The 14495-nt window shown below is 58.4% G+C and carries 13 protein-coding genes; 4 read left to right on the forward strand and 9 right to left on the reverse strand.

Going from position 1 to position 14495, the window contains the following annotated elements; all coding sequences use genetic code 11:
* Positions 1 to 242: 242 nt before the first annotated feature.
* From AC6H34_RS14495 to hslV, 9 genes are all read right to left on the reverse strand, one after another.
* Positions 243 to 1025: a hypothetical protein gene (locus AC6H34_RS14495; RefSeq protein WP_497539233.1), complete on the reverse strand. Its 783-nt coding sequence runs from the start codon at positions 1023 to 1025 to the stop codon at positions 243 to 245.
* Between the two features lie 60 nt (positions 1026 to 1085).
* Positions 1086 to 2594, reverse strand: coding sequence for a gamma-glutamylcyclotransferase family protein (locus AC6H34_RS14500; protein WP_497539234.1), 1509 nt, complete (start codon positions 2592 to 2594; stop codon positions 1086 to 1088).
* A gap of 122 nt (positions 2595 to 2716) precedes the next feature.
* Positions 2717 to 4525 (reverse strand): DUF2326 domain-containing protein, encoded by a 1809-nt coding sequence (locus tag AC6H34_RS14505; protein ID WP_497539235.1) that lies wholly within the window; start codon positions 4523 to 4525, stop codon positions 2717 to 2719.
* Entirely contained in the window at positions 4525 to 4767 is a 243-nt protein-coding gene (locus AC6H34_RS14510; protein WP_497539236.1) for an ABC-three component system middle component 8, read from the reverse strand. The genes AC6H34_RS14505 and AC6H34_RS14510 overlap by 1 nt, the downstream gene beginning before the upstream one ends.
* On the reverse strand, positions 4764 to 5717 hold the full coding sequence (locus AC6H34_RS14515) for an ABC-three component system protein (RefSeq protein WP_497539237.1): 954 nt from the start codon (positions 5715 to 5717) through the stop codon (positions 4764 to 4766). The genes AC6H34_RS14510 and AC6H34_RS14515 overlap by 4 nt, the downstream gene beginning before the upstream one ends.
* Before the next feature lie 135 nt (positions 5718 to 5852).
* On the reverse strand, positions 5853 to 7178 hold the full coding sequence (locus AC6H34_RS14520; protein WP_497539238.1) for an Ea47 family protein: 1326 nt from the start codon (positions 7176 to 7178) through the stop codon (positions 5853 to 5855).
* A gap of 544 nt (positions 7179 to 7722) precedes the next feature.
* Positions 7723 to 7983: a hypothetical protein gene (locus tag AC6H34_RS14525; RefSeq protein WP_497539239.1), complete on the reverse strand. Its 261-nt coding sequence runs from the start codon at positions 7981 to 7983 to the stop codon at positions 7723 to 7725.
* A 27-nt stretch (positions 7984 to 8010) separates the two neighbouring features.
* Positions 8011 to 8442 carry a hypothetical protein gene (locus tag AC6H34_RS14530; RefSeq protein WP_497539240.1) on the reverse strand — a complete coding sequence of 144 codons (432 nt, stop codon included), beginning with the start codon at positions 8440 to 8442 and terminating at the stop codon, positions 8011 to 8013.
* Positions 8443 to 8484: 42 nt separating this feature from the next.
* Complete coding sequence (hslV, locus tag AC6H34_RS14535; protein WP_448151352.1) at positions 8485 to 9060, reverse strand: ATP-dependent protease subunit HslV; 576 nt, start codon at positions 9058 to 9060, stop codon at positions 8485 to 8487.
* Positions 9061 to 9565: 505 nt separating this feature from the next.
* Between hslV and AC6H34_RS14540 the strand changes: the two genes are divergently transcribed.
* From AC6H34_RS14540 to AC6H34_RS14555, 4 genes are all read left to right on the forward strand, one after another.
* Positions 9566 to 11080: a sugar ABC transporter ATP-binding protein gene (locus AC6H34_RS14540; RefSeq protein WP_497539241.1), complete on the forward strand. Its 1515-nt coding sequence runs from the start codon at positions 9566 to 9568 to the stop codon at positions 11078 to 11080.
* A 1-nt stretch (position 11081) separates the two neighbouring features.
* Complete coding sequence (locus tag AC6H34_RS14545) at positions 11082 to 12137, forward strand: ABC transporter permease (RefSeq protein WP_448149282.1); 1056 nt, start codon at positions 11082 to 11084, stop codon at positions 12135 to 12137.
* A 63-nt stretch (positions 12138 to 12200) separates the two neighbouring features.
* Positions 12201 to 13199, forward strand: coding sequence for a substrate-binding domain-containing protein (locus AC6H34_RS14550; protein WP_448149281.1), 999 nt, complete (start codon positions 12201 to 12203; stop codon positions 13197 to 13199).
* Positions 13200 to 13333: 134 nt separating this feature from the next.
* The gene (locus AC6H34_RS14555; protein WP_497539242.1) at positions 13334 to 14494 is read left to right on the forward strand and encodes an aminotransferase; all 1161 of its coding nucleotides are present in this window, start codon (positions 13334 to 13336) and stop codon (positions 14492 to 14494) included.
* Position 14495: the final 1 nt, after the last annotated feature.

A 14495-nucleotide genomic window follows, 5' to 3' on the forward strand; every position in this document is an offset into this window, starting at 1 on the left:
TGCAATTTGCGTCTTCCAGGCCAAGGCATCGGGAGCCGGCCTACGACAAGGAGGCACCGATTGAAAAGCGGTTCGAATCCTTCCGGGCGCCGCACCGCTTACAGCGGTACACTGAGGCAAATCCAGAAGCGGTGCGCCGGACAGGATAAAACTGGGCACTCGTATGTTATTGTTTGTGCTATGTAATTTTTATCAGCAGCAAGATGCACTCCCTCGCACCTCACAGTCTCACGCGTGAAACTTTAGATTTTTTCAGCAGCGTCAATAATCGCTGCGCTAACGTCCTTCACGCCATCCAACGACCAGATCCGATCATGAAGTATGAACCTCCAGCTATTGGTATGCTCCACCCGTTTCGCTTCGGCCAATACGACTGAATGCGGAATAAGCGCGGCTTTCGTGACGCGAAAGGCCTCGTCGAACAACACCGCCGCAAGGATGTCGAAACGGGCGTCTGGCAAGCGGCGGATTGCACTAAGCTGACGGGACGCGTTCCAAGATGTTACCCGTCGAGCCTTGATCTGATAGCGCTTTTCTTCCGCATCCTGGGCGTCATAGCTACTGGATGAGTTGCTCTGAAGTTCAAGTCCAAACGCAGTTGCGAATAGCAGCTCGGCATAATCGCCTAGCGGCGAGTTTGACGTACGGACGATTTTCCGGTCTCTCAGCTCATTTATAGTCTCAGCCTGCATCAACAGTAAATCACGCACCGAGGCGTTCCGGATGAAATCCGGTCTAACCGCTTTAATTTGTCGAGAATTCGTAACCTCTGACTGGCTGGTTGCAACGTACACGCTTTCCGGCACTAACTTTCTGAGGATATTGCCGAGGATCATTCGTTGTTGGCCGGGGTTCAAATGCTGATAACGTTCCGGGCGCTCGAAACCGTACTTTCTCGCCATATCAAAAAGTACGTCGAGGTTGAGAGCGCCGTCCGCTTTGACAAAAGTGTCGAGCCAGAGATTGAACGGGCTTTTTGCTGTATTCGCCGCCCAGGCGTCGCGCTGTTCTTGCGTTATACGCATTTCAAACCACGCCGAACATACCAAACCAAGGCTTGAGGATTCATTCTTTTGCTGGCGCTCTCAATTCGACACATCTTTTTTCTCCGTCGCACCCGTGAGTGTCGCTCGCTGCTTGTCATTCCGAGTTTTGTCAGGATCTTCGATTGCATCAACACAGCGGATGCTTTCTTTAATATAATCTGAAGGCAGCCCATGTTCCTCGCTGCCAGCAACAACGAAATCCTTGTACCAACTATATGGCTTAAGGGTTTCATCAATGTAGTCGGGACTCGCGAGGTAGGTAAGGACTTTGCGCCTTCGACCCTTGTCATTGACGACAGTCACGATAGAAGGCTCGTAGCCCTTCCCAATGCCTTCTGCCTTGTCGAGCTTCGCTCGATCAGCCGGATCAAAGCTAAACAGGACGCCGATCACGCGATCCTCACTCCTAGCCGCAAAGGCATTGCACTTGGCTGATTTGTCCGAGCTTCGTTTGTGAAACCGAAGAGCGTGGCCTGGCAACGTAGCGATGCCGAGCGGCTTGCAACTTGGCATTCGCCTGCGCAGCCGCGCGACCGACATGTTCGATCCATAAGCGAAATAGCTGGTGGGCTCCGGCGCTCCGACTACAGCGTCTTTCAGCGGCTCAATAAATTCTTCGCCAGGTTTTTGAATCCTTCGCAGCGGCACTGTCATGATGCCGTGCTCGTCGGATTGTTCTCCCTCGCTCGTGATGATGGGTCGCTTATTTTCGGTATCGAGGATTGGGACCGGCTTGCCTACCCACCCGCAATTGGGGCAACGGGGTCGCTCGAACAATATACCGGGTGCCCCTGAATGCTCGCCTTGCTCGGGTTCAAGTTGCGGTAAGCCGCAGTCGGGGCATTCGTCGGGTACACCGCGCAATTCGCGGATGATAAAAGAAGTCGCCATACCGATGGAATGCTGAATCAACGAATGGGCCATTTCGGCGTCGATCCAGGTGGCGGACTTTGAATGCGTCAACCAGTTTGAAAACGCCCATGCGGAATCAAGTGCACTCTTAATAGCTCCGCGACGCTCTTTGTTAGTATCGCCGGGGAGAAGATCGTTGAAAATGATCTCAGCCCACGCGCGAAAATTGGCGCGTTGCGGTGGTGAATCGGTCCACACCGCAGAGTCTTGCGCCACACCAATCAGCTCAATAAGCGCCTCGCGACAGCGGACACCGACGGCTTGATAATCGGCGAGGTTTTGCGCTTGCGTTACTGCGCTTTCCGCATCCTCAATTTTCTGAAATACGGGACCGAATGGAATGATGCGCAGATCGTCTTCTTGTTGTTGCGCGGTACGCGGAATGCGGAGCATAAGGCCAATATGGAACGTTAGAGCGAGGTCCATATTCGGAAACTGCTCCTGGGAATAAAGATTTGTGCCACCAGTAATAACCCACCAGCGATCCTTATTGGTGTGGATATCCCATACGTCATGGCGGGTATTAACGACAGCCTCTGAGTAGACCTTCTGCATAAAGGTAACTTCGAGATCGGGCGCTTGCCACTCGAAGTATTCTCGAACCTCCTCAATTTCCTCCTCGCTCGCTTTCAGCATTTCTTATCTCTCAGAGTGGGTCGGTTTTACGAAGCACCAAGGCGCTTATGACCAAAGCCGTTTCAGCGAATAGCCTCCAGCGTGCTCAACAGCATTTCTTGGGGGGCACCCAGAGCTGAATCTCAAAACTCGGGCATTTTGAATAGGCGGCCTTCGTCGCCGCCATCGCTTAGTCTAAGCACAATTTCATCTGGAGAAAACTCGATCCGTTCGCCTTCCCCGTCTCTGGGTACATCAGCGTCGATAACAGACAGAATATATTGTATCTTACCGGAACTTATTACTTCACGAACTAGCTCAAGAAAAATTCTCTTTTTGCGATCATCAAGCCCCTCTAATATACCATCATGATATACGAAATGGTAAAAGGGCGCATTCTCGTAAGCTTTGAGCATGGCTAGATCAAAGAGCGCACAAAGAAGCTGCTTATAACTTTTACCTTCGGACTGCCTCGATGCGCGGGTCGTGCCTTTTTCCTTCAACTCTACCGGAAATTCCACGTTACCATTGGAATTTTGTCTTACATAGAACAGGCCCTCGTGATCTAGGACGCGTTTGCAATAGGCGTTGAAATTCGCGGCAATCCTTTCACGCGGGATAGTGCCTTTCGCTATTAGAGCCTTGAGTTCATCGACAATCTGGCTGCGATCTCGTTTTAACGCATTTATTTTCGTTTCCAGGTCGGCGATAGCGCTAAGCCGTTCTAACTGGCCTTCCAAATATGTTAATTCCGCCCGCTGTTCCGCCAGATTTCGCTGCAGCGCCTTAAATTTCTCAAGAGTTTGGGAGCCGCGCAATATCGTTTGAAATTCTTGCCGCCGAAGATCCAAGGACGAACGCTCACTCCGCAACTCCTCTTGCTCAACCTCCAATTCTTTGCGTCTCTGTCTCAGTGTGCGGTTGCGCTCATTTGTTATCTGACGATTGAAATCGATAAGATCTTGGTAGGATTTTTTGAGCTGATCTGGGAGATATAACTTACTCTCCTTAAATATCTCATCAACTTCACTAATCTTAAATTCAATTTTGTTTGCCAGCGAGCTATCAATATTTCTGATGTCGACTCTAATATTATATAATTCGTCGTTAAGATCAGATATTTTAGCTTCTATTCCGTCAACCAATTCGCTAGTAAGGCGCTTTTCTTCTGCGCTGAACTCAAATCGGTTCAGTTGCGCCTCTGTCTCTTCAAGCTGGGTTCTTAGATTTTGGATCTCGGCCGATAGGCGGAGGAGATCGCTCTCTTGAACCTGCAGCTCTGCCTGCTTTTTGGCTCGGTCTTCTTCGAGATCCGTGATTTCGCTGTCGAGCTGGTATTTGCGACTAACCGGTGTTTCGTCGAAACCCAACAAGGTCATCACAAACGGCTTCCAATAGGTGTGTGAGCCGACAGCAAATTTCTGCAGCTGAAGCACGTCGTTATAGTCATCTTGCGTGCGCAAAAAATACGAAAGAGCCATACGATAGGGATATGGCCGAATTATCCGAAGGTCGAGAATGCCATCTACCAATTCAAGGGCAGCACTTCGGCTCAGTTGGGGGTGGTTCCAATCCTCGGCTGGCAATGACGTTAGGTCTAGCGAACGGTCCTCATGACGGTGGATCGAAATAGTGCCATCCGCTCCGACTCCCCGACGGATTGTCAGGTAGTCCCCCGAATTTAAAGCTATTTCGAGATAAAACTGGAATCCTTCAAAACGGTCTGCGTGGGTTTCAAGAAAATGTTTTGAACTAGAGATATCTTTCAAAAATAAAAAATCGATTAGATGCACTAACGTCGTTTTACCGAGATTGTGAGAGTCTTTCTTATCGTCTTTGCTATCTGTCACTGCACCATAAATAACATTGACGATGTCGGAGCTTTCACGGCAATTGAAATCAATCGGCGTAAATATATTCGGCTTATTTGAATAAATACGGCTCAGTTGCATTAGCTGATCTCCGTATACTCAAACGAGTCATTTTTTGGGTGATACTCAATACGACCCATTAGATAGAGGAAGCTGAGCGCGGGCAAAAACACCAAGTCGGCGTCAGACCCAGCCAACTTGCTCACTTTCTGCCTTAACGGGGAAAACTCGATTGTCCGGCGCCGCTTAATTTCGCGCAGAGCCAAAGCTGCGACACGTAGAACAGAAGTATCAAGATTGAGGTGCTTTTTGGGGGTGATCACGCGACCGCCTCCCGCTCACCGATGTCACAATCATCGTACATGTAGCAGAGCAAAAACGTCACATAGCTACGCTTGCCCCGAAGATCTGGCCGCGCAATTTTTATTTCGTCATAGAGATAAATAATGATCTGCTCAAAGCTTTCGAAACGATCCCTGAACATGATTATTTTCTGACGTAATTCGTCAGCAATATCATGATATATATCCCGAAACTCTCTATTTCTTTCGTTTTCAAGAAACTGCTTCAATCGTTCAAAAAGCGGCATATATTTGTTGACGATTACGCTTGAATAATAAGCGTCCGACATCCGGTTGACTTTATTTTTCACTTTTTTCTTGTTTACTGCTTCGAAATCGTCAGCGCTCGAAAACGTGGAGCCGTCCATTTTAATTGCATCATGAACGGCAGTGATCACATCAACCATGTCATCTGGCGAGAATTCAAATGGGCGAGCGAACTCCAGCGACGGCAATTTCCTGGCGACTTCGGGGTGATTTCGGAGAAATTCACCAATTTTTTCTAATCCGATAACCGAAACGTCCTTAAGTGAGTAACCTCGGAGCGTCTTCAAGATTTTTTCGTCGGACCCAGCCGTCAACTTTCTATTTGTGAAGACCAAATAGTAATCCAGTACGTTTTCTTCGATTAATCTTTCGACCTTTTTACACTCGCTCTTTTCACTAGTATCGAAATATCTCTGAAAGTCCGAGTCGGAGCAAGAAGAGCCTGGTGTTGCACTGTGTTTGGCCTGAATGACGACATGCCCATCCCAAGGCTTTGTCGTACTAGGAAAAGTTTGCGCCCTGCCGTGAAAACGTGCATCGCGACCGCCGTCACGACCCGCTGCAAAGGGAATAATTCCATCCCCAAGCCAATGGCTGGAAATTGAAACTACAAGCTCCTCAAATTCGCGGTCTGTTAAGTGATGAAGGAAAAAATCTCGAACCAATGTGACCTCAGTGCTTATTGTTGCTTTTAACTGCCTAGGCGTTGGCCGAGATAAAATAGAATAGGTCGTTGACGTGGGCAACCACGTCTTTGGACCCATTAACATAGAGAAGACGACCTTCCGATTTGTCATAGATCACCGTGCACGATCCGCACTTCCGGTGATTTCCTTCGCGGTAAACCATTCTGAAGGAATGGGCTTTCCCCAAGCCTCGTATATCGGCGCAAACATAAACTGAGCGCCTCCATCACGTTCAACAGTTTGTCCCAATGTTGCGAGATCTTTATTCCTTATAATTTGTGCGAAGAGCTGGCGTGGTTCTCCAGCTTTACTTACAAGCGTGCCTTGAAGGGCTTCAGTCCGATCCGGAGAATCGGCCGCGCGACGATAAGGGTTAGCGCTATCAAAAGGCGCTGACCAGACCTCACCCAACATGATAACCGCCTCAGCCCCTTTTCGGGTGACCTCCTGAGCGATTTTTCTCATCATTATATATTTTTCGCCATGCTCGTCGGGATTAAGTACTATGGTTTGAACCGGTCGCCCCCCTCTGAGCAAAAATGCGATGGTCACATGGTAACCATCCTTCAAAAACATCGTCCGTGCAGCCGCAAATAGCGATTTCAGTTGCTCTTCGGGGGCAGGTGAATTCCCAAATATCTCCTTTGGCTCAATTGGATATCGCTTGGCAGATTCGATAGCGCCTTCCAGCGAAATTGACGTCCGAGCGAGTTCTATTTTGACCTTCTCGCCCGTCGCAAGCCATATATCCAACGTTCGCAAGTCGCTGTGACCGATCATGCACGGCATCCTTCCACCCATTGAAGCCGCGTCATAGGCCTCACCAGTCTCCTCATCGATGGTGAGGGGTTCCTCCAATCCTATCTGCCTGTGCGCGTCGGACAACATGGTGGAAAGATGCCCATACGCCGTGGCGACAGCATCTAGTAATTCGAATTCTGGCAGGGAGTTTTCTACCCAGCGCCGCTGAATCCGTAGAAAGCCATCTTTTTTAAGATGCGTTCCCAAAGCGCTGTCGGGAATGCTCCTCAAAAGCTTCAGCGGGGCGTCTGTGAGTTCAGCGGGTACCTCAATAACGGGGCCCTCATCAAGATGCGAAGCCACCAGTTCCGCTCGAACGAAACTGTGTGCCTCAAGGTCACCTTGCTTCTCAATCTTGTTCCTCGCATCCACCATCCAACGCATGAGCGGGATGTTCGCAAATCGTGTCTGCCACTGCCCGTACCATGCGTCGAATTCAGGGATGGCGCGCTTATTACTCTGAAGAATGAACGTGACGGTTCGAGAAGTTTGGATCGCGGTCTGTATGGCGACTCGAAAAGCATCAGGGTCAAAATAGGCCTGTTCGGCCTGGTGCCATTGCCTGTGCAGGTCGCCCAATCGGCGATGCACGGCCCGGAGAGGGCATTGGTTCGCATGAACTTCGGGTGTTTCTTGCATGGGACTAGGAATATAGCATTTTTACCACGGCAAGGCTCCCGCCACGCGAATATCCCTTGCCGTCATAATGCTGTGACGCTCATGTGCGGCGATAACATTGCCGGTGGGCTCAGCGACGCAGCGGTTTACGGATTTGGTAAACCTGCCACAAGCTCGCCACAGACCGAAAAGGATTAGGCCGGAGAATGGCGGATTTCCGCGGGTTTATGGGGGTGGGCTTTTGTGGCAGAAACCCTCAAAAGAACGATTATTTTTCAAAACAACATTTGCTAAGTCGTTGATTTTAAAATGGTCGGAGTGACAAGATTCGAACTTGCGACCCCTTGCACCCCATGCAAACGGTCGCATGATAATCCTGGGCCCGAAGCCGACTTCAAATACTGCGTGTCGCGAACGTCTGGTTTTAGGAACTGACAGCGATGTCTCGAATGACTGGTATGGGGCGCTAGCGATCGTTTGAAGCAGCGTGCCGAGAAGGCCGCGCCGGGGCAAATTCCCACATAGACGGGTACAGGCCTCAATGCCCGCCGACTCGATAGCCCCCTCACTTCCGCCGCGCGTTCTCGAACAACTCCTCCAGCGGATCAACGAAGGAGCCGCCGAGCAGGGGGTAGGCGATGAGGAAATAGAGCAGCTTGGCGAGGGCGAGGAAGCCCACCCATTGGAACACCACCATGGGGAAGGGCGGGTCGAACAGGCCGAAGCAGAAGAAGGCGCTCAGCACCAGCGTGGCGAGCAGCACCACGGCGTGGACCAGGAGCCTGGTCGCCGTGGGCTGCGCGCTGATGTCCAGCATCGGCTTCATGCGTCCCCGCCGGATCCCGCCTCGGCTCTACCGGCCGGCCCTCGCCGCCACGGCCTGGGGCGCCTTCTCGGCGACGCAGGCATCGTAGTCGGCCTGGCTGGCGATGCGGCCCGCCGCCTGGCACAGCGATTCGGCCTCGGCATAGTCAGCCTCGTTCTTGATGCAGGCATCGCCCCTGGCCGTGCCGGCCTTCAGCCCCTTGCGGGCGCAGGCGGTGGTGCCCATGCCCACGGCCGCCTCGCGCCGCATGCAGGCGGTCATGGCATCGCCGGCCTGCACGCCCTGCGCCTCGCATTTCTTCTGCAGCGGGTTGGTCGTCGGGAAGACCTCCTCCTTCTGCTGCGCGCAGCCCGCCAGGGAGAGCCCGGCCAGGAGAAGGGGAATGCCGATTCCCGCCAGGGAGATTGTTCTTGCGAAAGGGAGGGTTCTTGCGAAAGGGAGAGTTCTTGCGAAAGACATGGGGGGCGCGCCGCTGCGTTTCGTTGCGTTGCCCCACTCCTATCAGAGATCGATGCTCTCGATCACCAGATTGTGGTTGGTATAGACACAAATATCCGCCGCGATGGCCATGGCCTTGCGCACGATCGCCTCGGCGTCCGTATCGGTGTCCATCAGCGCCCGCGCCGCGGCGAGGGCATAGTTGCCGCCCGAGCCGATCGCCATCACGCCGCCCTCGGGATCGAGCACGTCGCCGGTGCCGGTGAGCACCAGGCCGACCTGCCTGTCGGCCACCAGCATCATCGCCTCCAGCCGGCGCAGATAGCGGTCGGTGCGCCAGTCCTTGGCGAGTTCCACGCAGGCGCGTGTGAGCTGGCCGGGATACTGCTCCAGCTTGGCTTCCAGCCGCTCGAACAGCGTGAAGGCATCGGCCGTGGCGCCCGCGAAGCCGGCGATGACGTCGCCCTTGCCGAGCCGGCGCACCTTGCGCGCATTGCCCTTGATCACCGTCTGCCCGAGGCTGACCTGCCCGTCGCCCCCGATGACCACCTTGCCGCCCTTGCGGACCATCAGGATCGTGGTGGCGTGGAACGGCGAACGGGGGCCGCTGTCGCGACCGGACTGGTTGTCGAAATTCATGGAGACCTCACTCATGCTGGCCTCTATCTAGGAGGTCGTCCGGAAAACGCAAATAGGCCGGGCCGCGATGGCGTTACCCGGCGGCGAGCCCCGTGTCTCCCGTCATACGCCGGCAGGGCGAGGCAAAGAATGGATTGCGCGAAGCGCGGCGTGGTGCAAGATTAACCGCAACAGCCGACAAGGCGCATAACCAAGAACAACTCCCAAGGACCGAGCAATCACCGGAGAAACGATCACGCATGGCCGGGCCGCTTCGTGCTGCAGCTAGATCTGGCTGCGTCATTCCGAGGCTGTACGGGCCGTGAAGGCAAATGAATACCTGCAAGGCGGGAGAGGTCATCTTTGGGGATGCTCTGTCTGTGCTGATGCCGGATGTCGTACCCACCAAGGCAAAATGCGTCCGGGAGGAACCGACGATCAAGCTGAACTCATTGTCGGTCGATGCATTTCGCGATCCCCGGCGATCGGTCCGGGGCGAAACAGGCTTTTTGCGTGGGAGGTGTGAGTGAGCACGCCGTTGCTGACTATGAATGGCGTCACCAAGCATTTCGGGGGCGTGCAGGCGCTGCGCGGCGTCGATTTCGAGCTGCGGGCCGGCGAGATCCACGCGCTCCTCGGCGAGAACGGGGCGGGCAAGTCGACGCTCATGGGCGTCCTGGCCGGCGTGCACGCGCCCGACACCGGCAGCATGGCCATCGACGGAAGGCCGGTGCGCTTCGCCAGTCCGCGCGAGGCGCAGGCGGCGGGCATCGCCACCATCTTCCAGGAGCTGGACCTCGTCCCGGGCCTCGACGTCGCCGCCAACCTCTTCCTGGGACGCGAGATCGCCAGGCCCGGCGGCTTCCTCGACAAGGCGGCCATGCGGGAGGAGGCCCGCAAGCGGCTGGCCGACATCGACGTCGACATCGACGTGGAGCGACTGGTGGGCGATCTCTCCATCGGCCAGCGCCAGGTGGTCGCCATCGTCAAGGCGCTCTCCTACGCCTCGCGCGTGCTGATCATGGACGAGCCGACGGCGGCCCTCACGGCGGGCGAGGTGGAGCGCCTGTTCGCCATCATGCGCCGGCTGAGCGCCGGCGGGGTCGGCATCGTCTACATCTCGCACCGCCTGGAGGAGGTGCCCCGGATCGCCCATCGCGTCACGGTGATGCGGGACGGCCTCGTCGCCGGCACGACCGCGCCCGACGCGCCGCAGTCCGAGCTCGTCCGCCTGCTGGTCGGCCGGCCGCTCGACGAACTCTATCCCGCGCGCAGCACGGGGGTGGGGCCGCGCCTGCTTCATCTCGAGAACGCCAGCTTCCGCCCCAGGCGCCAGCGCGCCGGCTGGCAGGTGCCGACGAACCTCTCGCTGGACGTGCATCATGGCGAGATCGTCGGCCTGGCCGGCCTGATGGGCGCCGGCCGCACCGAATTGCTCTCGGCCCTCTACGGCACCGGCCTGGCCGGCCGCTGGGAGGGCACGGTGGAGATCGAGGGGCGGCCGGTGAAGCTCGAATCGATCCGCGCCGCCCGCCGGTCCGGCATCGCCTTCGTCACCGACGACAGGCGCGGCAGCGGCCTGATGCTGCGCATGGGCGTGGGGCGCAACCTCGTGATGTCCATCCTGCGGCGCGTCTCGCCCAACGGCTTCTCCTCGGCGGCGCGCGAGGCCGCCGCCGTGCTGAAGGCGTTCGGCCAGTTCGACATCCGCCCGCGCAACCCCGCCATCGCCGTGGGCGCCCTCTCGGGCGGCAACCAGCAGAAGGTGGTGCTCGCCAAGGAGATCCTCGGCGAGCCGCGCCTGCTCCTGCTCGACGAGCCGACGCGCGGCGTCGACGTCGGCGCCAAGGGCGAGATCTATGCGCGCCTGCGCGATCTCGCCCGCCAGGGGCTCGGCATCCTCGTCGCCTCCAGCGAGATGCCCGAGCTGATCGGCCTGTGCGACCGCATCGTCGTGCTGCGGCAGGGCCGCGACGTCGCCGAGTTCAAGGGTTCCGTCGACGAGCACACGGTGCTTGCCGCCGCCAATACAGGGAATTGACATGACCGACGCCAAAGCAACGGTTCCTGCCCAGCCCGGCCAGAGCGCTCAGCCTGCCGGGCGGCGCGACCCCCTGGCGCTGATCGTGCGCTTCCAGAGCCTGATCGGCCTGATCGTGGTGGTGATCGGCGGCATCATCTTCTCGCCGCGCCGCCACGGCCAGATCCTCTTCCTCGCCCCCGACAACATCGCCAACATCGTGCGCGCCGTCTCCGAGACCGGCATCATCGCCATCGGCATGACCTTCGTGATCATCACCGCCGGCATCGACCTGTCCGTCGGCGCGCTGCTCGGCCTGTCGAGCGTGGTGACGGCGACCATGATGATCAACTCCGGCTTCGGGCTGGTGCCGACCATCCTGCTCGTGCTGGCGATGGGCATCGCCTTCGGGGCCATACAGGGCGCCATCTCCACCCGCTTCCGGCTCGAGGCCTTCATCGTCACGCTCGCCGGCCTGCAGGCGGCCCGCGGCCTCGCGCTGGTGGTGTCGGGCAACCAGTACATCAACATTTCCTATGGCGACGGGCCGGGCCTGGCGCCGCCGGTCTTCTCGATCCTGGGGGACCGCCTCTTCAACAACGTGGTTCCCGTCGCCACCATCGTCTTCGTGGTGTTCGCGGCCATCGCCACCGTGGTGCTCAACACCACGCGCTTCGGGCGCTACGTCTTCGCGGTGGGCGGCAACGAGCGGGCGGCGCGGCTGTCCGGCGTGCCGGTCTCCGGCGTGAAGATCGCCGTCTACGCGATCACCGGCTTCTCCTCCGCCCTGGCCGGCATCGTGCATGCAGGCCAGTTCAATTTCGGCAGCGCCAATGACGGGGCCGGCTACGAGCTCACCGCCATCGCCGCCGTGGTGATCGGCGGCACCAGCCTCTTCGGCGGCTCGGGCTCGCTGGTCGGCACGGTCGCCGGCACGATCATGCTGGGGGCGCTCGCCAACGTCCTCCAGCTCAACAACATCACGCCCGCCATGCAGCTCCTGGCTACCGCCGCGATCATCGTGCTCGCGGCCGTTCTTCAGTCCCTCGTCCGTCGCCGCGAGGGCCTGATGCGTTGAAGAAGGCGAATTTCAAGGCACTGCCTCATCGATAGTCAACAAGACATAAAAGGAGGAAACATTATGCCCGCAAGACGTGGACTCCACCTGTCCCAAGCCGCATCCTGCGCGCTGATGGCCGGTGCGCTCATCGCCCTGGCCGGCGCGGCGCAGGCCGCCGACCCGCTCGTCAAGGCCTGTGCGAAGGACGGCGAATTCGTCATCGGCTTCTCGCAGGCCAACAATGCCGAGCCCTATCGCCAGCATGTCAACGACGAGCTGACGGCCGCCGCCAAGGCCGTGCCGCAGTTCACGCTGCAGATCGCCGACGGCGCCGGCAACGTGAACACGCAGACCTCGCAGGTCGACAATTTCATCACCCAGAAGGTCGACCTCCTGCTGATCTCGCCCTTCGAGGCCTCGCCGCTGACGCCGGCCGTGCAGCGCGCCATGAAGGCGGGCATCCCCGTCATCGAGCTCGACCGCAAGACGGTCGGCGATCCCGGCAAGGACTACACGGCCTTCATCGGCGGCGACAACTACAAGATCGCCTTCGAGGCGGGCAAGTACACGGCCGAGAAGCTGCTGCCGGACGGCGGCCAGGTCGCCGTGCTGGAAGGCCTGCCGAGCTCGACCCCCGCGGTGGAGCGGCTCAACGGCTTCAAGGACGGCGTGAAGGGCAACGGCAAGATCGAGGTCGTGGCCGAGCAGGCGGCTGACTGGCTGCCCGACAAGGCGCAGACCGCCTTCGCCGCCATGCTGCAGGCCCATCCCGACATCAAGATGGTCTATGCCAGCAACGACATGATGGCGGCCGGCGCCAGGCTCGCCGCCAAGGGGGCCGGCAAGGAAGGGCAGATCAAGATCATCGGCACCGACGGCCTGCCCGGTCCGGCCGGCGGCATCCGCGCCGTGGCGGAGGGCGAGTGGGCCGCGACCTTCACCTATCCGACAGGCGCCAAGGAGGCCATCGAGATGGCCAAGTCCATCCTGCTCGACTGCGCCAGCTCGGTTTCGCCCACGGTGACGGTGGCGACGACGGCGATCACGCCGGACAATGCCAAGGGCCTCATGGGCAATTGATGCCTCATGGGCAATTGATGCCGGTCATCCGGGCGGGGCTCGCTCCGCCCGGCGCTTGCGGAACAGGGCGCGCCTGACGTAGGAGGGCTGTCTTCCCGGATTTTGTCTCCGAGCCGTCAGGACGTCTCTTCCGCATGAACAAGATCTTCGCCGACCTCCAGACCAGCGTCTTCGAGACCATGTCCCGGCTCGCCCGGGAACACGGCGCCGTCAATCTCGGCCAGGGATTTCCGGATGGAGCCGGGCCGCTGGACGTCCGGGAAAAGGCGGCGGAGGCGGTGGTCTCCGGCTGGAACCAGTATCCGCCCATGCTCGGCCTGCCGGAACTGCGCCAGGCCGTGGCGGCGCATTACGAGCGCTTCCAGGGCCTGTCCCTCGATGCCGAGGGCGAGGTCATGATCACCTCGGGCGCCACGGAGGCCATCACCGACGCGCTGATGGCGGTCGTCTCGCCGGGGGACGAGGTCATCCTGTTCCAGCCGATGTACGACGCCTATCTCCCCCTGGTGCTGCGTGCCGGGGGCGTCCCGCGCTTCGTGACTCTGAAGCCTCCGCAATGGCGCCTGACGCGCGAGGCCCTGGAGGAGGCCTTCACGCCGAGGACACGCGTCGTGCTGTTCAACAACCCGCTCAATCCGGCGGCGGCGCGTTTCTCCGACGAGGACCAGGCGCTGCTGGCCGAGTTCTGCGTGCGCCACGACGCCATCGCCATTTGCGACGAGGTCTGGGAGCATGTGATGTTCGATGGCCGCGCGCACAGGCCGCTGATGAGCTTCGAGGGCATGCGCGAGCGCACCGTCAAGATCGGCTCCGCCGGCAAGATCTTCTCGCTCACCGGCTGGAAGGTCGGCTTCGTCATGGCGGCGCCCGCCCTCCTGAGGGTGATCGCCAAGGCGCACCAGTTCTTCACCTTCACGACGCCGCCCAACCTGCAGGCGGCGGTGGCCTATGGCCTTGGCAAGGATGACGCCTATTTCGCGGGCATGCGGGCGGATTTCCAGCGCTCCCGCGACAGGTTTGCCGCGCGCCTCGGCGAACTGGGCTTCGTGACTCTGCCGAGCGAGGCGACCTATTTTCTCAACATCGACCTCTCCGCCAGCGGCATCGAGGAGGACGACGTCAGCTTCTGCCAGCGCCTCGTGCGGGAGCGCAAGGTGGCGGCGATCCCCGTCTCGGCCTTCTACGCGGAGAATGCGGTGAGGTCGGTGGTGCGCCTGTGCTTCGCCAAGCGGGACGAGACGCTGGACGCCGCGCTGGCCAATCTGGCGGGGCTCGTGCCGCAGCCGGCGCATTGAC

The sequence above is a fragment of the Labrys sp. ALF-8 genome, from assembly GCF_059699065.1.